This window comes from Terrabacter sp. 05T424, assembly GCF_056396225.1.
Genome location: NZ_JBFTLB010000007.1, coordinates 143,351 through 167,461, shown reverse-complemented (window position 1 = coordinate 167,461; position 24,111 = coordinate 143,351). Strand labels below are relative to the sequence as shown.

The following is a 24,111-nucleotide window of genomic DNA, read 5'->3' as shown; positions in this document are numbered from 1 at the left end:
TGGGTACGTGTTCACGGCACGCCCGCCGATGGGTTTGGTTGTGCCGACGCGACACGGAAGGATTCAGGCGTGGCAGGTGATACAGGAGTGGGCAACGCCCGCCTCCTCTCGGCGGTGCAGGCCCTGCGATCCGCCGTCTCCGATGCCACCCTCCCGCTCGACCTCCCGGGCGCCCCGGCTGCACGGCTCGCGCGCACCCGACTGCTCGACCAGCTCGACGACTACGTCATCCCGCGACTGACCTCGCTCGACGCCCCGTTGCTCGCCGTCGTGGGCGGGTCGACCGGCGCCGGCAAGTCGACGCTCGTCAACTCCGTCGTGGGCCGCGAGGTGAGTCTGCCCGGCGTGCTGCGACCGACCACCCGGTCCCCGGTGCTCATCCACCACCCCTCTGACGCGGCGTGGTTCTCCGGGCCCCGCATTCTCCCCGGGCTGGCCCGCATCACCGGGCGGCACTCGGCCTCCGACGGACCCGGCGCGGTGCGGCTCGTGCCGACCGACGAGGTGGCTGCAGGTCTCGCCCTGCTCGACGCGCCCGACATCGACAGCGTCGTCGAGGCCAACCGCGACCTGGCGGCCCAGCTGCTCGCCGCCGCGGACCTCTGGATCTTCGTGACCACGGCCGCGCGCTACGCCGACGCCGTGCCGTGGGAGCTGCTGCGCGAGGCGTCCGAGCGCGGCACCGCCGTCGCCGTGGTCCTCGACCGCGTGCCTCCGGCGGCCCTCGACGACATCCGCACCCACCTCGCCGGCATGCTGCGCGAGCAGGGTCTCGACCAGGCACCGATCTTCACCGTCGTCGAGTCCGAGCTCGTCGACGGCCTGCTGCCCGACGACCAGACGCAGCGGCTGCGCGGCTGGCTCGCGGCGCTCGCGGGCGACGCCCAGGCGCGGGCCGCCGTCGTCCGGCAGACGCTTCAGGGCGCCCTGGTCTCGCTCGAAGCCCGCGCCCAGTCGCTCGTCACGGCCTCCAAGGAGCAAACGGCGGCGGGCCGCACGCTCATGGGAGCGGCCGAGGCGGCATACGCCGAGGCCGGCACGCAGGTGCACGACGGCATGGTCGACGGGACCCTGCTGCGCGGCGAGGTGCTCGCGCGCTGGCAGGAGTTCGTCGGCACGGGCGAGTTCTTCCGGCAGGTCGAGTCGACGGTCTCGCGGGTGCGCGACCGCTTCACCTCGTTCCTCCGGGGCGAGCCGGCGCGCGCCGACCACCTGGGCGAGGCGCTCCAGTCGGGCGTCGAGTCCCTCGTCGTCAACCGCGGCGAGCTCGCGGCCAGTTCGATCGCCCGCGTCTGGCGCACCCTGCCGGGCGGCGACCAGCTCATCGTGGCCAACCCCGGTCTGGCCCGGTCGAGCAGCGATCTCGACACCCGTATCCAGCGCCTCGTGCGCGACTGGCAGGGCGACATCCTGCAGATGGTCCGCGACGAGGGCAAGGACCGCCGAACCACCGCCCGCATCATGGCCTACGGCGTCAACGGGCTCGGGGTCGTGCTGATGCTCGTCACGTTCGCGAGCACTGCGGGCATCACGGGCGCCGAGGTCGGCATCGCCGGCGGCACTGCCGTGGTCGGCCAGAAGCTGCTGGAGGCCGTCTTCGGCGACCAGGCCGTGCGCGAGCTGGCCCGCAAGGCCCGTGAGCTGCTGACCACCCGCGTCGACGAGCTGTACGCCGTCGAGGTCGCCCGTTACGAAGGAGCTGTCTCGACGTTGCAGGTCGACACCGACCAGACCGACCGCCTGGCTGCGGCCGCCGCGGCCGTCAAGGACGCTCGATGAGCCCGGTCAGGATGGGTCGGGCCACCGTTCAGGGCGTGTCGGCCGCCGAGCTCGGCACGCGCACCACCGAGCTGTCGATGGCTCTGGTGTCAGGCGCCGACGAGCTCGACCCCACCCAGGTCCAGGCGGCGCGTCGCGTCGTCGACAAGGCCGTGGAACGCTCCGGCATCGGCGGCGAGCACACGGTCGTGGCGCTCGCGGGCGCCACGGGCAGCGGCAAGTCGTCGCTCTTCAACGCGCTCGTGGGCGCGGAGGTCGCGACCATCGGCGCCCGTCGGCCGACGACCTCGCGCCCGACGGCCGGGATCTGGGGAGATGCCGACGCCTCCGAGCTGCTCGACTGGCTCGGTGTCGACGCGCGCCACGTCGTCGACACCGCTGTTCCGACGAATGCCCCGAAGGGTGTCCCGTCGGGTGTCCCGTCGGGTGGCGGCGGGGGCAAGGGCCGTGTGAAGGCCCCGGCGGCGGTGGACCTGGTCGGGTCTCTCGACGGGCTCGTCCTGCTCGACCTGCCCGACTTCGACTCGCGTGAGCTGTCGCACCGTCGTGAGGCCGAGCGCGTGCTCGAGCTCGTCGACGTGTTCGTGTGGGTGACCGACCCGCAGAAGTACGCCGACGCCCGCCTGCACGACGAGTTCGTCAGCCTCATGTCGCAGCACGACGCCGTGACGCTCGCCGTCCTCAACCAGTCCGACCGGCTGACGGGGGAGGGTGTCAAGACGGTGGGCAAGGACCTCGCACGCCTCCTCGTCGCCGACGGTGTCACTGGCGCGACGGTCCTGGCCACGTCGACGGTCACCGGCAACGGCATCCCCGAGCTGAAGCAGCGGTTGGCCAATGCCGTTGCAGGACATGCCGCTTCGCGACAGCGGCTCAAGGCCGACGTGGTGGGCGCGGCTGTCCGGCTGCGCGCCGGCGTCGCAGACGGCGAGGCCGACGTCGGCGCGATCCCGCGCGACGTGCTCGACACGTCGCTGGCCCGTGCCGCAGGCGTGCCGATCGTCCTCGACGCCGTCGCGCGCGACTACCGGCGCGAGGCGTTCGCGCACACCGGCTGGCTCTTTGCCCGCTGGACCAAGGGCTTCGCGGCCGACCCACTGCGCAGGCTCCGGCTCGACCGCACGGGCGGGCGGCCCCCGATTCCCGTGGCGATCGACGGCGCCGACGTGCGCGCGGTGCTCGGGCGGTCGTCGATCCCGGCGCCGAGCGTGTCGACGGTCTCAGCCGTCGACGTGGCGACCCGTGCGTTCGTGCGCGATGCGTCGCAGTCGCTCCCGGTGCGCTGGGCCCAGACCGTCGAGGACGCCGTCGACCGCGGCGAGGGCAACCTCACCGACGCGCTCGACCGTGCCGTGATCGGCACGTCGCTGCGCGCCCGCCGGCCGGTCTGGTGGTTCACCGTCAACATCATCCAGTGGGTCCTGGGGCTCGTCGCGCTGGCCGGCCTGGTCTGGTACGCCGTGCTGTGGGGCTTCGCGCTGCTCCAGCTCCCGCGACCCGAGACCCCCGCGGTCGGCATCCTGCCGCTCCCGCTGGTGATGCTCATCGCCGGCGTCCTGCTCGGCCTCGGGCTCGGGGTGCTGTCGAGGTTCTGGGCCCGCGTCGGGGCACGCCACCGACGCGCCGTCGTGGGCAAGCGGCTCTCCGAGTCGGTCGCGGCCGTGGCCGACGAGCACATCCTGGTGCCGATCGACGAGGTCCTCATGCGCCACCGCGAGACGCGCGAGCACCTCGACACCGCTGTCGGCTGACCCGTTCGTGACCGCGCCCTGACCGCGTTCGAGGTATGCCGTCGCGTTGACCCGCGGGGAATCACCTCGACCCAGCTGAGCCCGCGGTCGATCGAGGTATGCCGTCGCGCCGGGGCGCGAGCGGTCACCTCGACGCGCGGTGCTTGCAGTGAGTCGTCCACATCCCCTCGGCGCCGGGGCTGGCTGTCCACAGCGGAAGAGAGTGGGCTGTCCGAGCACCCGGGGATGCCCGGAGGGTGGGCTCCAGGCGGCATCGGGCCGTCACGGACCAGCCAAGGAGCCCACGCATGAACGAGATCCGCATCACCCTGCACGGCAACGTCGTCGACGAGCCTGTCGAGCGCGTCGCCCGCAACGGTTCGCCCTACACGACGTTTCGCGTCGCGACGACCCCGTACCGCCGCAACGCGGACGGCAAGTTCATCGACGGTGACACGAGTTTCTACGACGTCATCGCATTCAACGCGCTCGCGGCCAACACGACACGGGGGCTGCGCAAAGGCCAACCCGTGCTCGTCGAGGGCAAGGTCGCGATCAGGACCTACATCGGCAACGACGGCACCACCCGCAACGCAGCCCAGATCGACGCCGATCACATCGGGCACGACTTCTCGTGGGGTCGGGCCAGCTTCGAGCGGGTCAGCCGCGCGGCCGCGCTGGGTCACGACCGCACCGCCGACCCCGAGGTTCAGGAGTCGCTGCGCGCCCTCTCCGAGTCGTCGGCGGCTGACCGACCCGCCTATGTCGATGCCGACGGTGTCGTCGACGACGACTACGAGCCCGAGGCTGGCACCCTTGCGACGGGAGACCCCGAGACGGACGACTACGAGGTCGTCGGGGCCTCCGCCTGAGGCGTCGGGGGCGTTCCGACGGCACCGGTCTGCGGCGACCGGTCCGCTTCCGTCGCCGCAGCCGGCAGCCGTCCCGCGTCGGCGGCTCGGGATCTGCGCCGGGGTCCCCGTGGGGCGGACGCCGATTCGGTCACGCGTGCTCAGACAGATAGCGTGTGCGCATGGCCGAGTACATCTACACCATGACCCGTGCGCGCAAGGCACACAACGAGAAAGTCATCCTCGACGACGTCTCGATGTCCTTCTACCCGGGCGCGAAGATCGGGATGGTCGGCCCCAACGGCGCCGGCAAGTCCACGATCCTCAAGATCATGGCGGGCCTCGACCAGCCGAGCAACGGCGAGGCTCGCCTGGCGCCGGGCGCCAGTGTCGGGATCCTGCTGCAGGAGCCGCCGCTGAACGAGGAGAAGACCGTCCTCGGCAACGTCGAGGAGGGCGCCGGAGAGATCAAGGCGAAGCTCGACCGCTACAACGAGATCTCCGCCGAGATGGCCGACCCCGACGCCGACTACGACGCGCTGCTCGGCGAGATGGGCAAGCTGCAGGAGGACATCGACCACGCCGACGCGTGGGACCTCGACAGCCAGCTGGAGCAGGCGATGGACGCCCTGCGCTGCCCGCCCGCCGACTCGCCCGTCACCAACCTCTCCGGTGGTGAGCGCCGCCGTGTGGCGCTGTGCAAGCTGCTGCTGCAGAAGCCCGACCTGCTGCTGCTCGACGAGCCCACCAACCACCTCGACGCCGAGTCGGTGCTGTGGCTCGAGCAGCACCTCGAGTCCTACCCCGGCGCCGTCATCGCCGTCACCCACGACCGCTACTTCCTCGACAACGTCGCCCAGTGGATCGCCGAGGTCGACCGCGGTCGCCTCTACCCCTACGAGGGCAACTACTCGACCTACCTCGAGAAGAAGTCCGAGCGCCTGCAGATCCAGGGCAAGAAGGACGCGAAGCTCGCCAAGCGACTCAAGACCGAGCTCGAGTGGGTTCGCAGCAACGCCAAGGGCCGTCAGGTCAAGAGCAAGGCCCGACTCGCTCGTTACGAGGAGATGGCGGCCGAGGCCGAGCGCACCCGCAAGCTCGACTTCGAGGAGCTCCAGATCCCGCCGGGCCCGCGCCTCGGCTCCACGGTCATCGAGGTCAAGAACCTCAAGAAGGGCTTCGGCGACCGCGTCCTCATCGACAACCTGTCGTTTTCGCTGCCTCGCAACGGCATCGTCGGCGTCATCGGCCCCAACGGTGTCGGCAAGTCGACGCTGTTCAAGACGATCGTCGGCTTCGAGCAGCCCGACTCGGGCGAGGTCAAGATCGGGGACACCGTCAAGATCTCCTACGTCGACCAGGGCCGTGAGGGTCTCGACCCGAAGAAGAACCTCTGGGAGATCGTGTCCGACGGCCTCGACTACATGAAGGTCGGCAACGTCGAGATCCCCTCGCGGGCCTACGTCTCGCAGTTCGGCTTCAAGGGTCCTGACCAGCAGAAGCTCTCGGGCGTGCTCTCCGGCGGCGAGCGCAACCGTCTCAACCTCGCGCTCACCCTCAAGCAGGGCGGCAACCTGCTCCTGCTCGACGAGCCCACCAACGACCTCGACGTCGAGACGCTCGGTTCCCTCGAGAACGCGCTGCTCGACTTCCCGGGCTGCGCCGTCGTGATCACCCACGACCGCTGGTTCCTCGACCGCATCGCGACCCACATCCTCGCCTACGAGGGCACCGAGGACGACCCCGCTAAGTGGTACTGGTTCGAGGGCAACTTCGAGTCCTACGAGGCCAACAAGGTCGAGCGGCTCGGCCCGGAGGCCGCCCGGCCGCACCGCGTCACCTACCGCAAGCTGACGCGCGACTGACCTCTCGGACGGCGATGCCGTCACGGGCCACGGGCCGGGCACCACGGTGCCCGGCCCGTCGTCGTGCGGTCAGATCCAGTTCTTGCGGCGGAAGACCACGTAGAGCGCCGCAGCGATGCCGACGATCACCAGCGCACTGACGAGCACCCCCACCGGCTGCCCGAACCCGGGGTAGGGCACGTTCTGTCCGTACCAGCCGGTGACGGCGGTGGGGACGGCGATGATGGCGGCCCAGCCCGTCAGCTTCTTCATGACGGTGTTGAGGCGGGCGTCCTGCAGCGAGAGGTTGGTCTCGAAGACGGTGGTCACCATGTCGCGTAGCGACTCGGTCCACTCCGCGGCCCGCAGGACGTGGTCGTAGAGGTCGTCGTAGAAGCCGTCGAGCTCGGGATGTCGCTGCTCGAGGTCGCTGCGGTGGCGCAGAACCGCGTTGACGACGTCGCGCATGGGCAGCACGACCCGGCGCAGCTCGACGAGCTCCTTGCGCAGGCGATAGGTGCGCACCTGGACCGCGTGCACGTGGCCGCTCTCGTCGAAGAGGAGGTCCTCGAGACCCTCGATGGCGTCGTCGAGCTGCTGGATCGTCTCGAAGTGCCCGTCGACGACCGTGTCGAGCAGGCCGTGCACGAGGGCGCCGACACCGAGCCGGAGCAGCTCCGGGTCGTCGTTCCAGCGCTCGAGCACCGGCTGCATGTCGAACGAGTCGTCGGCGCGGACCGTGATGATGCCGCGGGGCAGCACGAAGGCGGAGATGCGTCTCGTCCGGAGCCGCGACTCGCGGGCGGTGGGGTCGACGCGTCGCCGGGTCGGCGCGACCTGCCCATCGGGCGCCGTCTGCGCCGGGGCCCCGTCGAGCTGCGTCGCGTAGACCGTCAGGAACGTGTGCCGGGCATGGCGCGTGGCCTTCGGCCGCTCGCCGGCCGTCACGGCGTCCTCGACGGCGTGCGGGTCGAGCCCGAGCTCTTCGGCGAGGGCGCGCAGCTCGGCGTGGTCGGGCTCGCACAGGTCGACCCACACGAGCGAGGCCTCGTCGCGCAGGTGGTCGGAGACGTCGTCGAGCGCAAAGCCCTGCTCCACGACCTTGCCGTGCTCCCACCGGCAGCTCGTCACTCGCCCCGCGTCGCTGCTGCTCACCCCTTCAGTCTTCCAGTCCCCGAACGCATCTGCGGCTCCGGTGCCCTGCTACACGCAATCAGGCCGCGGCGAGGCTCACGCGATGAGAGGGGTGACCTCACGCGACGCGGGACGCTCGCCGAGGGCCAGCTCCCAGGCCGCCGCGAGTCGTCGGCCCACCTCGTCGGCCTCGTCGGCCGCGACGCAGAAGGGCACGCGCACCCACCGGGAGAGGCCGCCCTCGACGCCGAACTGGCCGCCGCGGGCGAGGCGCACGCCGGCGGACTCGGCCACGCGTGCGAGCTCGTCGCCGCGCGGGGCGGGCAGCTCGCACCAGAGGTTGAGGCCTCCGCTGGGCACGCTGAAGCGCCAGTCGGGCACGTGTCGCCGGAGAGCGGCCACAAGGGCGTCGCGGCGCGTTCGGGCCTCGCGACGCCGGTCGACGAGCAGCGTCTCGCCCTGGCGCAGGAGGTCGGCGACGACGAGCTGCTCCAGGATCGCCGTGCCGAGGTCGAGGCTGTGCCGGGCCTCGATCACGGCCTCGGCGGCCCCCTCGGGTGCCCGCACCCACCCGACCCGGAGGCCGCCCCACCACGTCTTGCCCGCGCTGCCGAGCGTGTGCGTGGCGCCGGCGGTCGCGGCGAAAGGCGCAGGCAAGGGCGAGCCCGGGGACTCGTCGAGGCCCAGCTCGACGAAGGTCTCGTCGACGACGGGAACCGTGCCCGACCGGGCGAAGACGGGAGCCAGGGCCTCACGCGTGGGGCCGTCCATGACGAGCCCGGTGGGGTTCTGGTGGTCGGGGATGAGGTATGCCGCCCGCGCGCCGCTCTGACGCAGCGCGACCTCGATCGCCTCGACGTCCCACCCCGTCGGGGTGAGCTGGGCGGGCACGGCGCGGAACGACGAACGCCTCACTCCGACAATGGCATTCGGGTAGGTGGGGCTCTCGACGAGCACGCGGTCGCCGGGCTCCAGGCAGGCCCGGAGGACGGCTGACAGGCCTCCGTGTGCCCCGGAGGTGATGACGACCTGGTCGGGTGAGGTCGGCAGGCTGCGTCGTTCGAACCACGCCGCGACCGCTGCCCGGGTCTCGGGTAGGCCGCGCGGGTCGTAGCCGGCGGTGGCGAGGTGGCGCGGCAGCTCGGTGAGGGCCCGCTCGTAGGCGGCGGTGACCCCGGCGGCGGCCGGGAGGGCGGCATACGTGAGGTCGATGACGTCCGGCGGGACGTCCGTGGGGATCAGGCCGGCCTGCGACAGGGCGAGGCCCGATGGGCCGGCGGGCAGGCACACGACGCTGCCGGACCCGCGGCGGGTGGCGACGAACCCTTCGTCGCGCAGGGCGTCGAGCGCTGCGCCGACGGTGGTGCGGCTGAGGCCCAGCTCGCTCGACAGCGTGCGCTCGCTCGGCAGCCGGGTGCCCACGAGCACCCGTCCGTCGGCGACGAGGCGGCGGATTCCGTCGGCCAGGCCGCGATACGTGGGCCGCGGCAGCGGATCGGTCCCGAGAAGCAAGGCCAGTGAGCGGGCCGAGACGGTGCGCATCAGGCCACTCTCGCATGATTGGCCCTTAGAAGTAAGGCCAGTCTCGGAGAGGATGGGGACATGAGACGTCATGTCCCTCTCGCGAACCTCTCTCCGCGCCAACAGCTGCGCGCCGGCCGCCTGCCGCGCCGCGTCGTCCAGCTGCTCGTCGGCCTCACGCTCTACGGCGTCTCGATGGCGATGATGATCCGCTCGACCCTCGGCCTCGACCCCTGGGACGTCTTCCACGCCGGCATCGCCACGCACGTGCCCCTGTCGTTCGGCCAGGTCACGATCATCGTCGGCGCGCTCGTCCTGCTCCTCTGGGTTCCGCTGCGGCAGTGGCCCGGCCTCGGGACCGTCGCCAACGTCGTCGTCATCGGCCTCGCCGCCGACGCCGGCCTGGCCCTCCTGGCACCACCCGACTCGTTGTGGGCCCGGGTCGTGCTCCTGACGTCCGGCATCGTTCTCAACGGCGTCGCGGGCGGCCTCTACATCGGCAGCCAGCTCGGCCCCGGCCCGCGCGACGGGCTGATGACCGGCTTCGCCCGCCGCACTGGCCTGTCCATCCGACTGGTGCGCACCACCATCGAGGTGGTCGTCCTGTCGGTCGGCTGGCTGCTGGGTGGTCCCGTCGGACTCGGCACCGTGCTGTATGCCGTGTCGATCGGTCCGCTCGTCCAGTTCTTCCTCCCGCGGCTGACCGTCGAGCTCGGCTCGTCCCGCGGGTTGCCGGTGACGGACGACGCAGGACGGGGCGACGCCGACGGCGTCGCCCCTGTCACCCCGCCCACAGCCATCGGCTCCACGCCGAGCTGACCGTCGCTGCTCCCTCAGCCCGTGAGTGGCCAGGAGTGCAGCACCCGGCACGAGCCGGGCTCGTACCAGGCCAGCTGCAGCTCCTCCGCACGGCAGGACGCCGGGAGGGATGCCCCCACGTCACGCGCGGTCGACGCCTCCGAGACGTGGTCGGAGACGGCGTCGAGCGTCAGGTGCGGCACGACGTCGTCGAAGGCGCCGGCATACGGCGGGCACTGCGGGAAGGCCGCCCAGAGCCGTCGCGTCAGCTCGGCGAACGGCCCCGCCGGCTCCGGAAGGAGGTGGACGATGCCGTTGGGGAAGGTGTCGATGTGCTCCAGCGTGAAGTCGAAAGGCGCTGTGCCCGAGGCGATCTGCGCCACCTCGGCCAGTGCGGCAGGCGTGAGCGACGGGGCGGGGAGGAACGGGCCGAGGGCGGTGACGTGGGCGTGCACGAAGGCGGGGTCGCGGGAGACGTACGCCGGGTCGTAGTGCGCGTGGCGCGCGCGGACGAAGGCCTCGAGCGGCGGCACCGGCACCTGCAGCACGCTGTGCCCGGGAGTCCGCACGCGCTCGACGCTCCGGGTGCTGTCGACGCCGTCCAGGCTCAGTGCGTGGCGCCGACGAGGCGCAAAGCGAGAGCGGCGTTCGTCGAGCCGATCTCGGCCGGGGTGCGCCGGATCGTGGGGGAGTACCACCGCGCGACGTCGACCACGATCGAGAGCAGCGCGAGCGCGGTGTCGGCGCTGTCGTCGACCGTGAAGGCGCCGTCGGTGACGCCCCGGTCGAGGACGTCGCGCACGAGGGAGTCCATCTCCTTGCGCAGGGCCAGCACCTCGGCGTGGTGGTCGGGCGTCAGGTGGTGGTGCTCGTACTGGACGACCCTGGCCACCTGGTACTGCTCGACGTGCCACTCGGAGAAGCGCGCCATGATGTTGGCCAGCTGCGCGGCCGGCGTGCGGCCGTCGTTGATGGCCGAGCGGAGCAGCCGGACCGCCGACTCGTGGCCGCTGCGGCTGAGGTTGAAGAGCAACTCCTCCTTGGACCCGAAGTGGACGTAGACGCCGGCGGGGGAGAGCCCCGCGCCGGACGCGATGTCGCGGGTCGTCGTGGCGTGGAAACCCTTGTCGGCGAAGGCGTGGGCCGCAGCCTGCAGCAGCCGTTCGACGGTCGACGCGTCGGGGTCGGACCTCGGGGCGCTCGTCGCGGGAGGCGTCGTGGTGGGCTGCGGCACGTTGACAGCATGCCGCAGCGGAGTCAGACTAAGCAAGCGCTTAGTTACCGATCGGTACCCGCGCGCCGCACCCGTGAGCACGCCCGATGGAGGACGCCATGCCCCGCAACATCTACGACGAGGACCACGAGGCGATGCGCGCGTCAGCGCGCGAGTTCGTCGCCCGCACGCTCGCGCCGCGCGCCGAGGAGATGGTCGAGCTCAAGTCCATCCCGCGCGACATCTGGACCGCTGCGGGTAAGCAGGGCTTCTTCGGCTTCGACATCCCCGAGGAGTTCGGCGGGGCCGGAGTCGACGACTACCGCTTCAACGCGATCGTGGCCGAGGAGATGTCGCGCTTCAACGCCGCGACCAGCTCGTGCTTCGGCATCCACTCCGACGTGTGCCCGCCCTACATCGTCGACCTCGGCACCGAGGAGCAGAAGCAGCGCTGGCTGCCCGGCATGGCGAGCGGCGACCTGATCTGTGCCATCGCCATGACCGAGCCCTCGGGCGGCTCCGACCTCGCCGCCCTCAAGACCACTGCGGTGCGCGACGGCGACGGCTGGCTGCTCAACGGCTCCAAGACGTTCATCACGAACGGCTACCAGGCCGACCTCGTCATCGTGGCGGCGCGCACCGACGCGTCCAAGGGCGCCAAGGGCATCACCCTCTTCATGGTCGAGCGCGGCATGGAGGGCTTCGCCAACGGCCGCAAGCTCGACAAGGTCGGCATGGACGAGTCCGACACCGCCGAGCTCTTCTTCGAGAACGTGCGGGTGCCCGACGAGAACCGCCTCGGCGAGGAGGGTATGGGCTTCATCGCGATGATGCAGCGCCTCCCGCAGGAGCGCGTCGGTGCGGCTGTCTCGAACGTCGCCCACGCGAAGAAGATCCTCGAGGAGACGATCCAGTACGCCAAGGACCGCAAGGCCTTCGGCCAGCCGATCGGCGCCTTCCAGCACAACAAGTTCCTCATGGCCGAGCTCGTCACGAAGATCGAGGTCGCCGAGGCGTACGTCGACGACTGCGTCGCCGCGCACGCCGACGGCAAGCTCTCGGCCGTCGACGCCGCCAAGGCGAAGTGGTGGAGCTCTCAGGTGCAGAACGACGTGCTCGACCACTGCGTCCAGCTGCACGGCGGCTACGGCTTCATGAACGAGTACCGCGTCGCCCGCGCCTGGCGTGACGCCCGCGTCACGAAGATCTGGGCCGGTTCCAACGAGATCATGAAGGAGCTCATCGGCCGGGACCTCGGCTTCTGATGGGGGCTCACTCCGGAGCCGTTGCGATCATCACCGGCGCGAGCCGCGGCATCGGCGTCGGCATCGCCGAGCGGCTCGTCGCCGAGGGTGCCAAGGTCGTCATCACCGCGCGCAAGCCCGAGGCCCTCGCCGAGGCCGTCGAGCAGCTCGGCGGCCCCGAGCACGCCCTCGGTGTCGCCGGGAACGCGGCCGACGAGGCTCACCAGGACGAGGTCATCGCGGCGGCCCGCGAGACGTTCGGCGGCTTGCACCTGCTCGTCAACAACACCGGCATCAACCCCGCCTACGGTCCGATGCTCGACTCGGGCGTCGACATCGCGCGGAAGGTGCTCGACGTCAACGTCGTCGCGGCCTTCTCCTGGATCAAGAAGTCGGTTGCCGCAGGTCTCGGCGATGCCGAGCACCCGGGCGCCGTCGTCAACCTCGCGTCGGTGGCCGGGCAGGGCGCGAGCGGCGTCATCGGCTGGTACGGCGTCTCGAAGGCGGCCCTCATCCACCTGACGACCGAGCTCGGCTACGAGCTCGGCCCCGGCGTGCGGGTCAACGCCGTCGCCCCGGCGGTCGTCAAGACCAAGTTCGCCGAGGCGCTCTACGAGGGTCGCGAGGAGAAAGTCGTGCGCGCATACCCGATGAAGCGTCTCGGCGTTCCCGAGGACGTCGCGGGCGCGGTCAGCTTCCTGCTGAGCCGCGACGCGTCGTGGATCACCGGCCAGACCCTGACCATCGACGGTGGCGTCACCTTGGGCGGCGCACTCTAGCGAGCCCTGTTGCACGGCAGCGGTATTCGTAGATGGCGTATGCCGGGTGACAAGGGTGGACAGGACCCTTCCCCGGGTGGCCCCGGCGGTGCCAACGTGGTGTGGGCACCCATCGGGACCCGCCCAGGAGGAAGCCGTGACCGACACCGTCGCCCTCGTCACCGAAGCCACCCGAGGCATCGGACGCCAGGTCGTCGTCGACCTCGCCCGGCGGGGGTCACGGTGCTCGTGTCCGGTCGCGACGCGCAGGCCGCCCGCGCAACAGCTGCGGAGCTGGCCGGCGAAGGCGACGTGCGAGCCCTCGACATCGACCTCGACCTGACGGACGCGCAGGCCGTCGCGGGGGCGCCGGCGGCGGTGAGGGACGCCGCTGGGCGTCTCGATGTGCTCGTCAACAATGCCGCTGCGTTCGTCGACTGGACCGAGGTGGCGTCCGCAGCCGAGCTCGAGGCGGCGCACCGGGTCATGGAGACCAACCTCTTCGGTCCCTGGCGACTGACCCAGGTGCTCCTGCCGCTGCTGCGCGAGAGCCCGCACCCTCGGGTCGTCAACGTCTCGAGCGGTGGCGGGTCGCACGGCGACGAGCAGTTCGGCCTGACGCGGCGGGGCGGTGCTGCGGCGAGCTACGGGGTCAGCAAGGCCGCGCTCAACGCCCTCACGTCCACCTTGGCCGTCGAGGTCGCCGGCACCCGGGTCCTGGTCAACGCCGTGTGTCCGGGGCTGACGGCGACCTGGCGGGGGGCCGAGGAGATGGGCGCGCGTCCGGTCGAGGAGGGGGCTGTGTCGGTCCTCGCGGCTGCCCTGCTGCCCGACGACGGTCCGTCCGGGGCCTTCCTCCGTGACGGGCGGCAGATCCCCTGGTGACGGCGGAAACGCCGCCGAGAGGCGGGTGGATGGAAGGCCTGCCGACGGCTGCTCGTTGATGAAGGAGGTCTGCCGCGACGCCAAGTCGCCTTCATGGGGTACTGGAAGCAGGGACGCGCGAGTTGACCGGACCACGCGACGCGCCGACCGGCATACGGCCGGTGTTGCGTGGCCCCGGGGCGAGCAGGCAAGAATGGCGCCTGCGGCCACCGTCGTCCGCCCAGTGCCACACGGTGGCACCGCGGCCATCCGGCCGCGACCGACGACGGAAGAAGTTGCATGGAGATCTGGCCCGGCAAGCCCTACCCCCTGGGGGCCACCTACGACGGCACGGGCGTGAACTTCGCCGTCTTCTCGGAGGTAGCCGAACGCATCGAGCTCTGCCTCGTCGACGACGACCTGAACGAGACCCGCCTCGACCTGCCCGAGGTCGACGGCTTCGTCTGGCACGGTTACGTGCCCTACGTGCAGCCCGGGCAGCGCTACGGCTTCCGGGTGCACGGGCCGTACGAGCCCGAGAATGGCCACCGGTGCAACCCGAGCAAGTTCCTGCTAGACCCCTACGCCAAGGCGATCGAGGGTCAGGCCGAGAACGACCAGTCGCTCTACTCGTACACGTTCGGCGACCCCAAGGCCGCGACGACGACGAAGGTCAACACCGACGACAGCGTGCGCCACACGATGCACTCGGTCGTGATCAACCCGTTCTTCGACTGGGGCGACGACCGGCCGCCGCGGCACGAGTACCACGAGAGCGTCATCTACGAGGCCCACGTCAAGGGCCTCACGATGCTGCACCCCGAGATCCCCGAGGAGATCCGGGGCACCTACGCCGGCATCGCGCACCCGGCGATGATCAGCCACCTGCACGACCTCGGGATCACCGCCATCGAGCTCATGCCGGTCCACCAGTTCGTCCAGGACGCGCCGCTCGTCGACCGCGGGCTGTCGAACTACTGGGGCTACAACACGATCGGCTTCCTCGCGCCGCACAACGGCTACGCCGCCGGCGGGCAGCGGGGGCAGCAGGTGCTCGAGTTCAAGGGCATGGTGCGCGCCCTGCACGCGGCAGGCATCGAGGTCATCCTCGACGTCGTCTACAACCACACCGCAGAGGGCAACCACATGGGCCCGACCCTCGCCTTCCGTGGCCTCGACAACAACAGCTACTACCGGCTCGTGAGCGACGACCTCAGCCACTACTACGACACGACGGGCACGGGCAACAGCCTCCTCATGCGCAGCCCGCACGTGCTGCAGCTGATCATGGACTCGCTGCGCTACTGGGTCACCGAGATGCACGTCGACGGCTTCCGTTTCGACCTCGCCGCCACGCTGGCCCGCCAGTTCCACGAGGTCGACAAGCTCTCGGCGTTCTTCGACCTCATCCAGCAGGACCCCGTCGTCAGCCAGGTCAAGCTCATCGCCGAGCCCTGGGACGTCGGCGAGGGCGGCTACCAGGTCGGCGGGTTCCCCCCGCTGTGGACCGAGTGGAACGGGCAGTACCGCGACACGGTGCGCGACTTCTGGCGCGGCGAGGGGGGCGCCCTCGGCGAGTTCGCCTCGCGCTTCACCGGATCCAGCGACCTCTACGAGCACTCGGGTCGCAAGCCGATCGCGTCGATCAACTTCGTCACGGCCCACGACGGCTTCACCCTGCGCGACCTCGTGTCCTACAACGACAAGCACAACGAGGCCAACGGCGAGGGCAACAACGACGGCGAGAGCCACAACCGCTCGTGGAACTGTGGCGTCGAGGGACCCAGCGACGACCCCGCGGTGCGCGACCTGCGACTGCGGCAGCAGCGCAACTTCCTGACGACGCTGCTCTTCTCGCAGGGCGTCCCGATGCTCCTGCACGGCGACGAGCTCGGCCGCACCCAACAGGGCAACAACAACGGCTACTGCCAGGACAACGACATCTCGTGGATCCAGTGGATCCTCGACGAGGACGACCAGAAGCTGCTCGCCTTCACGCAGTCGCTCGTCAAGCTGCGCCGCGACCACCCCGTCTTCCGTCGTCGCCGCTTCTTCGCGGGCAACGCCGACCACGGTGGCGAGAGCGACCTCGGCGACATCGCCTGGCTGATGCCCAACGCCGCCCACATGGACGACGAGGCGTGGAGCAACGGCCTGGCGAAGTCCCTCATGGTCTTCCTCAACGGGTCGGCCATCCCCGAGCCCGACCCGCGGGGCCAGCAGATCTTCGACGACTCGTTCCTCGTCATGTTCAACGCCCACGACGAGGCGCTGACGTTCACGCTGCCCGACGACGAGTACGGCCCGCAGTGGGTGCCTGTCATCGACACGGCCCTGCACGAGGTCGAGGACAACGTGCTCGAGCCGACCTGGGAGATCCAGGTGCAGCCGCGCAGCATCGTCGTGCTGCGCTGCCCCCGTGAGGTGGCCTCGCCGATCGTGCCCGGTCTCGCGGAAGAGGCCATCGCGTGAGGTATGCCAGCGCGCCCGTCTCGACCCACCGGCTCCAGCTCGAGCCGGACTTCACCCTCGACGACGCGGCAGCGCTGGTCGACTACGTCGCCGACCTCGGCGTGACGCACCTCTACCTGTCGCCGATCCTCCAGGCGACAGTGGGCTCGAAGCACGGTTACGACGTCACCGACCACTCACGGGTGGCCGAGGGGATCGGCGGCGACGCGGCATACGCCCGGCTCGTCGAGCGTGCCCACGCCGCTGGCCTCGGCATCGTGGTGGACGTCGTGCCGAACCACATGACGACGCCGACTCCCTTGTCGCTCAACGTCCCTCTGTGGGCGGTGCTCCGTGAGGGGCGCACGTCGCCGTATGCCGTGTGGTTCGACGTCGACTGGGACGCCCAGGGCGGGCGACTCCTCCTTCCGGTGCTCGGCTCGGCGCTCGACGAGGTGCTGGCCGCCGGGGAGATCGCGCTGGGGGAGCAGGACGGCGAACCGGTCGTGCGCTACTACGACCACGTGTTCCCCGTGGCGCCCGGAACAGACCTGGGGCTCCCGCTGACCGAGCTGCTCGACGCGCAGCACTACCGGCTGGCCTCGTGGACGGTCGGCGACTCCGAGCTCAACTACCGCCGGTTCTTCGACGTGACCTCGCTCATCGCGGTGCGCGTCGAGGAGCCGTCGGTGTTCGACGCGACCCACGCCCGGCTCGTCGAGGGCATCCGTTCGGGGTCGATCGACGGCCTGCGCATCGACCACCCCGACGGGCTGGCCGACCCCGAGGGCTACCTCGCGCGGCTGGCTGAGGCGACCGATGACACGTGGGTCGTCGTCGAGAAGATCCTCGAGGGCCACGAGCCGCTGCCCCACTCCTGGAAGACCGCGGGGACGACGGGCTACGACGCGATGCTGCGCGTCGGCGGGCTCTTCGTCGACCCCTCGGGCGCCGAGCCGCTGTCGGCCCTGTCCGACCAGCTGCTCGGCGAGCGGCAGGACCTCGACGCCATCGTCGCGGAGTCGAAGCGCTGGGTCGTCACGGTGATGCTCGAGACCGAGGTGAGCCGCCTCATGCGGCTCGTCGCACGCGCGCGTCCCGACCTCGAGAAGGCACCGGCGCGTGAGGTGCTCGAGGCGATGCTCGTGGGGATGGACCGCTACCGGGTCTACATCCGCCCGGGCCACCCACGCGGTGGCCTGTCGGCCGAGCCGCTCGAGCTCGCGCTGCAGCGGGGGGCCGGCGACGGGTATGCCGGTCTCGACCGGGAGTGCGCAGAAGGCCTCGTCGACCTCGCCCTGGGCGAGGGGCCGGTCGAGGATGAGGCCGCCCGCGATGAGTTCGTGGTCCGCTTCCAGCAGACGTGCGGTCCGGCCATGGCCAAGGCGATCGAGGACACCGCGTACTACCGGTACGTGCGGCTTGTCGGTCTCAACGAGGTGGGTGGCGACCCTCGCCAGGTGGGGCTGAACACGGGGGAGTTCCACCGGTTCGCCGAGCACCTCCTCGACACGTGGCCACAGACGATGACGACGCTGTCGACGCACGACACCAAGCGGTCTGAGGACGTGCGGGCCCGGTTGTTCGTGCTCGCCGAACGACCCGAGGCCTGGGCGGCCTGGGTGCGCACCGCGCGCGAGCTCGCCACCGCGTGGCGCGCCGACGAGCTGGACGTGCTCACCGAGTACTTCCTCTGGCAGACCGTCGTCGGTGCCTGGCCCATCAGCGAGGAGCGACTTCAGGCGTACGCGCTCAAGGCGATCCGCGAGTCGAAGGTGCACACGCGGTGGACCGAGCCGAACGAGGCCTACGAGGCGGCCGTCGCACGGTTCGTCACCGGTGTGACCTCAACGCCCGAAGCCGTGGCGCACGTCGAGTCGTGGGTCGAGTCGACCCGCCTCGAGACCCGGGCCAACCTGCTGGGGCAGAAGCTCGTCCAGCTGACGATGCCCGGCATCCCTGACGTCTACCAGGGCACCGACCTCGTCGACCTGTCGCTCGTCGACCCCGACAACCGGCGCCTCGTCGACTACGACGAGAGGCGCGACCGGCTGGCGCGCCTCGACGGGGGAGCGGCGCCGGCCGACCTGTCGGACGAGAAGCTGCTGGTGACGGCGGCTGCCCTGCGGACGCGCCGAGGATGGCCCGAGTGCTTCACCGGCGAGGACGCGACCTACACGCCTTTGGTCACGACGTCGGAGCATGCGGTCGCATTCGCTCGGGGCACCGCGGCTGCTGTCGAGGTCGTCACGGTCGTGACCCGCCTGGCCGGGCGCCTCGCTGACACCGGGGGATTCGGCGACGCCACTGTCGACCTGCCGGCCGGTGTCTGGTCCGATGCCGTGTCGGCGCGCACCTTCTCGGGCGGCTCGGTCCGGCTCGCCGACCTCGTGGGCGGTGACGCCTCCGGCGACCGTGCGAGGGAGGGCCTGCCCGTGGCGTTGCTCGTGCGGGTACGTGACGACGCATGACCGCAGACCAGATCCGCGTCTGGGCACCCAACGCCCGAGGCGTCGACGTGCTCGTCAGCCCGGTCGCCGCCGCCGGGCGGGACGCCGACCGTCACCCCATGGAGCCGACGGACGGCGGCTGGTGGTCATGGACTCCGCAGAGCCGGGGGCCCGTCGAGTACTCGTTCAGCCTCGACGGCGGCGACCCGAGGCCCGACCCGCGCAGCGCGTGGCAGCCCTTCGGGGTGCACGGGCCCAGCCGCACCTTCGACGCGGCGGCGCATGCCTGGGCCGACGACGGCTGGCCCGGTAGCAGGGACGGCCGCGGCGTCCTGGGCGGCGTCGTCTACGAGCTGCACCTCGGCACCTTCACGCCCGAAGGCACCCTCGACGCAGCCATCGGCCACCTCGACCACCTCGTCGAGCTCGGTGTCGACGTCGTCGAGGTCATGCCCGTCTCGGCGTTCGGCGGCACGCACGGGTGGGGCTACGACGGCGTGGCCCCGTATGCCGTGCACCACGCGTACGGCGGTCCGGCGGCCTTCCAGCGCTTCGTCGACGCGTGCCACGCCCGCGGGCTCGGCGTCTGCCTCGACGTCGTCTACAACCACCTCGGCCCGACCGGCAACTACCTCGCCGAGTTCGGTCCCTACTTCACCGACACCCACACGACCCCTTGGGGCCCGGCTGTGAACGTCGACGCCGACGGCAGCCACGAGGTGCGACGCTGGATCGTCGACAATGCACGCCGGTGGTTCCGCGACTTCCACGTCGACGCCCTGCGGCTCGACGCGGTCCACGAGCTGCGGGACGGCTCCGAACGGCACATCCTGGCGCAGCTCTCCGACGAAACCGCCTCTCTGGCAGCGGAGCTCGGCCGCCCGCTCGACCTCATCGCCGAGAGCGACCTCAACGACGCCATGATGGTCACGCCGACGGCGCAGGCCGGCCGGGGCATGACGGCGCAGTGGGACGACGACATCCACCACGCCCTCCACGTCGCCCTCACCGGTGAGACCCAGGGCTACTACGCCGACTTCGCCGGCGGCACCGAGGCGTGGCCAGGGGGCGGGGCGATGTCGGTGCTGGCGAAGACCCTGACCGACGCCTTCCTCCACGACGGTCGGTTCTCGACGTTCCGCGGCGCGGTGTGGGGTGCGCCGCTGGACCCCGCAGTGCACTCGGGGCACCAGTTCCTCGCCTACCTGCAGACCCACGACCAGGTCGGCAACCGCGCCACTGGAGACCGCATCAGCGAGCAGGTCTCGCCGGGGAAGCAGGCGATCGGGGCCGCCCTCTACCTGCTCTCGCCCTACACGGCCATGGTCTTCATGGGCGAGGAGTGGCGGGCGAGCACCCCCTTCGCGTTCTTCACCTCGTTCGAGGAGGAGTGGCTTGCCGACGCCGTGCGTTCGGGCCGGCGTGGCGAGTTCGCGGCGCACGGCTGGGACGAGGCCGACGTGCCCGACCCGCAGGACCCTGCCACCCGGGACCAGAGCGTGCTCGACTGGAGCGAGCCCATGGCCCCCGGCCACATCGAGATGCTCCACTTCTACCGAGAGCTGATCAGGGTCCGCCGCACCCAGCCGGACGTCGCGTCGGGTGACCTGCGCTCGACGACGGTCCGGTTCGACGAGCGGGAGCGCTGGCTCGTGCTGTCGCGTGGCTCGGTCCACGTCGTATGCAACCTCGCGGGCCGGAGCCAGGTGGTGCCCCTCGCCGGCGACGTGCAGCACGTCCTCGCGTCCTGGGGTCGCGCGCCGATCGTCGACGAGCACGGCGTCTGGCTCGACGKCCACGACGTCGCCGTCGTGCGGACCGCCTGAGGGCCGAGCCGTCGCCTTCGGCAACGCTCGGTCTCGGAAGCACGGACGTGCCCCGGCGAGGGGTCTAGTTTGGTTCGAGGCGGCTCGGAGAGCCCGGGTGCCTTGAGCGAATCGAGAAGCCATGGCCAACCACGTGTATTCGATCTCCGAGGTCGTCGGGTCATCGCCGGACGGGATCGAGGCCGCCGTCGGTAACGCTGTCGCCAAGGCGAGCTCGACGTTGCGCAACCTCGACTGGTTCGAGGTGACGGACATCCGTGGCCAGCTCACCGACGGGGCCGTCGCGCACTGGCAGGTGACCGTCAAGCTCGGGTTCCGGCTGGAGGACTGACGGCGCGACGGGGTGCGGCTCGCCCCCGGGCTGCTGAGCGTCACGCCTCCTTGACGCGCACCATGCCCTCCTGGGCAGTCGTCGCGACGAGCGTGCCGTCCTGGGCGAACATCTCGCCGATCGAGAGCCCGCGTCCGCTGACCGCAGAGGGGGACTGCTGGGCGTAGAGCAGCCAGTCGTCGGCCCTGGCGTCGCGGTGGAACCACATGGAGTGGTCGAGGCTCGCCACCCGCAGGCGTGGGTCGGTCCAGACCATACCGTGGCGACGGAGCACCGGCTCGAGCAGAGAGTAGTCGCTGGAGTAGGCGAGGACGGCGGCGTGCAGCAGCGGGTCGTCGGGCAGGCGGCCGATGGCGCGCATCCAGACGTGGTTGGTGGCGACCTGCTGCTGGCCCGCGTCGAGGAACATGTTGCTCTCGACGGGGCGCATCTCGATCGGCCGGGACTCGGCGATGTGCCTGGCCCCGGGGTGGTCGACGCCACGGAAGGTGTCGGCGAGGGAGACGAGGCCCTCGGGACCTGCGACGGCGGGCATGGGGTCCTGGTGGTCGAGTCCGCCGGCCCGCTCCTGGAACGAGCACGTCATCGACATGATCGGGGCGCCCTTCTGCACCGCGTGGACTCGTCGGGTCGAGAAGGAGTTGCCGTCGCGCATCTCCTCGACCGCGAAGCGGATCGGCAGGGTGTCGTCGCCGGGCCGCATGAAGTAGCCATGGAGTGAGTGGATCGGCCGGGTGCCGTCGCCGTCGTTGACGTCGCGCACCGTGATGCCGGCCGCCATGACGCACTGTGCCAGCACCTGGCCGCCGAAGACGCGCCCGTGCGGCATCTTCTGGCTGCGGCCCTCGAAGACGCGCGCCGACGTCGCTCCGATCGACTCCGCGGCGTCATGTCCCAGCACGTCGGTGACGGCGATCCTGGCTGTGCCGATGTCGCGAAGGGTCAGCACGTCGAGGAGGTCCTCGAGAGGTGGCAGCGGGCGCGGCTCAGCGGGGGCTTCGGCACTCACACGACGACCCTACTGGGCGCTGGACGGTGGCAGCAGGGGCCGCGACGCGTGTCACGCCTCGAGGGCGAGGACGAGTGGGAGCACCGCCGGAGCACCGGCCTCGCGCAGCAGCCCGGCACAGACCGTGAGCGTCCAGCGGGAGTCGCTGACGTCATCGACGAGCAGGACCGGGCCCGGCACGCCCGCCAACGACGCGGCGAGCTCGGTGCCGACCGACAGCCGGCCCCACACGTTCGCCAGACGGAAGGCGCTGTTGCCGCCCGGCTCGCCGACGGGTCCGCCCTCGACGAGGTCGAGCGACCCGAGGTACGGCAGTCGCCCGAGCTGGCCCAGGCCGGCCGCGAGCGAGCCGACGAGCTGCGGCCGGCGCCGGGAGGGCACCGAGACGATCGCGGCCGGCCGCTCGGCCCAGCCCCATCCGGCGAGCACGTCGACGCACGCCCTGACGGCCTCGGGGGGCACCTCGCGGTCGTCGCCGCGCAGCAGCTCGCGCAGGCGTTGCCCCCAGCCCAGATCGCTCAGGCGGGCCACCGCCCGCCCCTCACCCATGGCGATGGCAGGCGCGATCCTGCCCTTGAGGGGCACCCCGAGCCGGTCCATGCCGCTCGGCCACTGGGCGCGGGCTTCGAGCACGACGCCCGGTCGTTCGAGCCGGGACCGTGCCGTGTTCACCGCCGCCTCGGGGATGGTGGTGTCGAACCAGGCCCCGGTGCACCGGTCGCAGCGCCCGCACGCCTCGGCCGAGTCGTCGTCGAGGCATTCCTGCAGGAACGCCATTCGGCACCGGTCGGTGCGTTCGTAGTCGAGCATGAGCTGCTGCTCGCGCTCGCGCGCCTCGGTGACGCGGCCGTACCGCTCCGCGTCATAGGTCCACGGCTCGCCCGTGGCCGTCCAGCCACCGGGAACGCGGTGAACGGCGCCGTCGACGTCGAGCACCTTGAGCAACAGCTCGAGCCGCGTGCGGCGCACGTCGACGATGGTCTCGAGCGCAACCGTGGAGAGCGGCTTCGGCGACTCGGCCAGGGCGCGCACGACGGCGTCGGCCTGGTCCTGGCGGGGCATCGACGCCGACGCGAAGTAGCGCCAGATGTCCTTGTCCTCCGGGCCTGGCATGAGGATCACGTCGGCCCGGTCGGTCGCACGGCCCGCTCGGCCGACCTGCTGGTAGTAGGCGACCGGGGACGACGGCGCGCCGAGGTGCAGCACGAAGCCGAGGTCGGGCTTGTCGAAGCCCATGCCGAGGGCCGACGTCGCGACGAGTGCCTTGACCTGGTTGTCGCGCAGGGCCTCCTCGAGCCTGATGCGCTCCGCCGGCTCGGTGCGCCCGGTGTAGGCGGCGACCTGGTGGCCGGCCTCGCGCAGCGCCACCGCAACGTCCTCGGCGGCGGCCACGGTCAGGGCGTAGACGATGCCCGACCCGGGCAGCTCACCGAGGTGGGCGATGAGCCAGGCGAGCCGCTGCTCAGGCGCTGCCAGCGGCAGCACACCGAGCCGCAGCGAGGCCCGCGCCAGCGGACCGCGCAGGGTGAGCACGTCACGACCGCCGGCGCCGAGCTGCTCGACGACGTCGGTGACGACGCGGGCGTTCGCAGTCGCGGTCGTGGCGAGGACAGGAGTGCGCTCGGGCAGCGTGGTCAGCAGGTCGCGGATGCGGCGGTAGTCGGGCCGGAAGTCGTGCCCCCAGTCGCTGATGCAGTGGGCTTCGTCGACCACGAGCAGGCCGCACGACTCGGCGAGCGCGGGCAGCTGCTCGTCGCGGAAGCGTGGGTTGTTGAGGCGTTCGGGGCTCACGAGCAGGACATCGACTTCACCTCGGGCGAGTGCGCCGGAGACGGCACCCCACTCGTCGGCGTTGGTCGAGTTGAGCGTCACGGCCCGGATGCCGGCTCGGGCGGCGGCGGCGATCTGGTCGCGCATGAGTGCCAGCAGGGGACTGACGATGACGGTCGGGCCCGCGCCCTCGGCTCGTCGAAGAGCCGTAGCGACGAAGTAGACGGCCGACTTGCCCCACCCGGTGCGCTGGACGACGAGCACCCGGCGACGACCCGCCACGAGCTCGCTGATCGCCTCGAGCTGCCCGTCGCGGAAGTCCACGTCGTCGCGACCCACGAGGCGATGCAGAGCCGTCGTGGCGCGCTCGCGAAGCCCGGGGTCGACGTCGGCTGCGGAGAGGGCTGCGGGTGAGGTCGACATGGCCCCCAACCTACGTGGCGGTGCCGACCTCGCCGACCGGCATACCCGGCCTGTGGAGCTGGAGCCCGTCCGTCAGGGGGATGTGGACGAGCCGCGATGCCGGCGGCTGGAAGGA

The 24,111-nt window shown here is 71.3% G+C and carries 18 protein-coding genes and 1 pseudogene; 13 read left to right on the top strand and 6 right to left on the bottom strand.

What is annotated here, in order from left to right:
* Positions 1-69: 69 nt before the first annotated feature.
* From AC1DE0_RS15360 to ettA, 4 genes are all read left to right on the top strand, one after another.
* Positions 70-1,779, top strand: coding sequence for a dynamin family protein (locus AC1DE0_RS15360; RefSeq protein WP_478102061.1), 1,710 nt, complete (start codon positions 70-72; stop codon positions 1,777-1,779).
* Positions 1,776-3,530, top strand: a complete 1,755-nt coding sequence (locus AC1DE0_RS15355; protein ID WP_478102060.1) for a GTPase — start codon at positions 1,776-1,778, stop codon at positions 3,528-3,530. The genes AC1DE0_RS15360 and AC1DE0_RS15355 overlap by 4 nt, the downstream gene beginning before the upstream one ends.
* Positions 3,531-3,817: 287 nt before the next feature.
* A complete protein-coding gene (gene ssb, locus AC1DE0_RS15350) occupies positions 3,818-4,381 on the top strand; it encodes a single-stranded DNA-binding protein (protein WP_478102059.1) in 564 nt (187 codons plus the stop codon).
* Between the two features lie 161 nt (positions 4,382-4,542).
* On the top strand, positions 4,543-6,225 hold the full coding sequence (ettA, locus tag AC1DE0_RS15345; RefSeq protein WP_478102057.1) for an energy-dependent translational throttle protein EttA: 1,683 nt from the start codon (positions 4,543-4,545) through the stop codon (positions 6,223-6,225).
* A gap of 69 nt (positions 6,226-6,294) precedes the next feature.
* Here the strand turns inward: ettA and AC1DE0_RS15340 are convergent, their stop codons facing one another.
* Positions 6,295-7,359, bottom strand: a complete 1,065-nt coding sequence (locus AC1DE0_RS15340; protein WP_478102055.1) for a magnesium transporter CorA family protein — start codon at positions 7,357-7,359, stop codon at positions 6,295-6,297.
* A 75-nt stretch (positions 7,360-7,434) separates the two neighbouring features.
* Positions 7,435-8,880: a MocR-like transcription factor YczR gene (gene yczR, locus AC1DE0_RS15335; RefSeq protein WP_478102053.1), complete on the bottom strand. Its 1,446-nt coding sequence runs from the start codon at positions 8,878-8,880 to the stop codon at positions 7,435-7,437.
* A 60-nt stretch (positions 8,881-8,940) separates the two neighbouring features.
* Here yczR and yczE point away from each other — a divergent pair, with 60 nt between their 5' ends.
* A complete protein-coding gene (gene yczE / locus AC1DE0_RS15330) occupies positions 8,941-9,678 on the top strand; it encodes a membrane protein YczE (RefSeq protein ID WP_478102051.1) in 738 nt (245 codons plus the stop codon).
* Between the two features lie 14 nt (positions 9,679-9,692).
* On the opposite strand, the gene AC1DE0_RS15325 is transcribed toward yczE, so the two are convergent.
* Together AC1DE0_RS15325 and AC1DE0_RS15320 are read right to left on the bottom strand one after the other, a co-directional pair.
* The gene (locus tag AC1DE0_RS15325; RefSeq protein WP_478102049.1) at positions 9,693-10,226 is read right to left on the bottom strand and encodes a 2'-5' RNA ligase family protein; all 534 of its coding nucleotides are present in this window, start codon (positions 10,224-10,226) and stop codon (positions 9,693-9,695) included.
* Between the two features lie 38 nt (positions 10,227-10,264).
* Entirely contained in the window at positions 10,265-10,891 is a 627-nt protein-coding gene (locus AC1DE0_RS15320) for a TetR/AcrR family transcriptional regulator (RefSeq protein ID WP_478102047.1), read from the bottom strand.
* A gap of 98 nt (positions 10,892-10,989) precedes the next feature.
* Here AC1DE0_RS15320 and AC1DE0_RS15315 point away from each other — a divergent pair, with 98 nt between their 5' ends.
* The 8 genes and pseudogenes from AC1DE0_RS15315 (at position 10,990) to AC1DE0_RS15280 (ending at position 20,794) form a co-directional block, all read left to right on the top strand.
* Complete coding sequence (locus AC1DE0_RS15315) at positions 10,990-12,135, top strand: acyl-CoA dehydrogenase family protein (RefSeq protein ID WP_478102045.1); 1,146 nt, start codon at positions 10,990-10,992, stop codon at positions 12,133-12,135.
* Complete coding sequence (locus tag AC1DE0_RS15310) at positions 12,135-12,893, top strand: SDR family oxidoreductase (protein ID WP_478102043.1); 759 nt, start codon at positions 12,135-12,137, stop codon at positions 12,891-12,893. The genes AC1DE0_RS15315 and AC1DE0_RS15310 overlap by 1 nt, the downstream gene beginning before the upstream one ends.
* A gap of 39 nt (positions 12,894-12,932) precedes the next feature.
* Positions 12,933-13,757, top strand: a complete 825-nt coding sequence (locus AC1DE0_RS15305) for an SDR family NAD(P)-dependent oxidoreductase (protein ID WP_478102041.1) — start codon at positions 12,933-12,935, stop codon at positions 13,755-13,757.
* 30 nt (positions 13,758-13,787) lie between these two features.
* Positions 13,788-13,883, top strand: a pseudogene (locus AC1DE0_RS15300) (SIP domain-containing protein); the annotation flags it as partial.
* Positions 13,884-14,036: 153 nt separating this feature from the next.
* Positions 14,037-16,208: a glycogen debranching protein GlgX gene (gene glgX, locus AC1DE0_RS15295; RefSeq protein ID WP_478102038.1), complete on the top strand. Its 2,172-nt coding sequence runs from the start codon at positions 14,037-14,039 to the stop codon at positions 16,206-16,208.
* Positions 16,205-18,658 (top strand): malto-oligosyltrehalose synthase, encoded by a 2,454-nt coding sequence (gene treY, locus AC1DE0_RS15290; protein ID WP_478102036.1) that lies wholly within the window; start codon positions 16,205-16,207, stop codon positions 18,656-18,658. The genes glgX and treY overlap by 4 nt, the downstream gene beginning before the upstream one ends.
* Entirely contained in the window at positions 18,655-20,463 is a 1,809-nt protein-coding gene (treZ, locus tag AC1DE0_RS15285; RefSeq protein ID WP_478102034.1) for a malto-oligosyltrehalose trehalohydrolase, read from the top strand. The genes treY and treZ overlap by 4 nt, the downstream gene beginning before the upstream one ends.
* Before the next feature lie 121 nt (positions 20,464-20,584).
* A complete protein-coding gene (locus tag AC1DE0_RS15280) occupies positions 20,585-20,794 on the top strand; it encodes a dodecin (RefSeq protein WP_478102032.1) in 210 nt (69 codons plus the stop codon).
* Positions 20,795-20,834: 40 nt separating this feature from the next.
* Here AC1DE0_RS15280 and AC1DE0_RS15275 read toward each other — a convergent pair whose 3' ends face one another.
* Entirely contained in the window at positions 20,835-21,803 is a 969-nt protein-coding gene (locus AC1DE0_RS15275) for an acyl-CoA thioesterase (protein ID WP_478102030.1), read from the bottom strand.
* Positions 21,804-21,854: 51 nt separating this feature from the next.
* Positions 21,855-23,996 (bottom strand): RecQ family ATP-dependent DNA helicase, encoded by a 2,142-nt coding sequence (locus AC1DE0_RS15270; RefSeq protein WP_478102028.1) that lies wholly within the window; start codon positions 23,994-23,996, stop codon positions 21,855-21,857.
* Between the last annotated feature and the right edge of the window lie 115 nt (positions 23,997-24,111).

Bases quoted from the DNA above. Each gene is read 5' to 3' on its own strand.
- AC1DE0_RS15355 (WP_478102060.1), top strand. From the start codon at position 1,776: ATGAGCCCGGTCAGGATGGGTCGGGCCACCGTTCAGGGCGTGTCGGCC.
- ssb (WP_478102059.1), top strand. From the start codon at position 3,818: ATGAACGAGATCCGCATCACCCTGCACGGCAACGTCGTCGACGAGCCT.
- ettA (WP_478102057.1), top strand. From the start codon at position 4,543: ATGGCCGAGTACATCTACACCATGACCCGTGCGCGCAAGGCACACAAC.
- yczR (WP_478102053.1), bottom strand. From the start codon at position 8,880: ATGCGCACCGTCTCGGCCCGCTCACTGGCCTTGCTTCTCGGGACCGAT.
- yczE (WP_478102051.1), top strand. From the start codon at position 8,941: ATGAGACGTCATGTCCCTCTCGCGAACCTCTCTCCGCGCCAACAGCTG.
- AC1DE0_RS15315 (WP_478102045.1), top strand. From the start codon at position 10,990: ATGCCCCGCAACATCTACGACGAGGACCACGAGGCGATGCGCGCGTCA.
- AC1DE0_RS15310 (WP_478102043.1), top strand. From the start codon at position 12,135: ATGGGGGCTCACTCCGGAGCCGTTGCGATCATCACCGGCGCGAGCCGC.
- AC1DE0_RS15305 (WP_478102041.1), top strand. From the start codon at position 12,933: ATGCCGGGTGACAAGGGTGGACAGGACCCTTCCCCGGGTGGCCCCGGC.
- glgX (WP_478102038.1), top strand. From the start codon at position 14,037: ATGGAGATCTGGCCCGGCAAGCCCTACCCCCTGGGGGCCACCTACGAC.
- AC1DE0_RS15280 (WP_478102032.1), top strand. From the start codon at position 20,585: ATGGCCAACCACGTGTATTCGATCTCCGAGGTCGTCGGGTCATCGCCG.
- AC1DE0_RS15270 (WP_478102028.1), bottom strand. From the start codon at position 23,996: ATGTCGACCTCACCCGCAGCCCTCTCCGCAGCCGACGTCGACCCCGGG.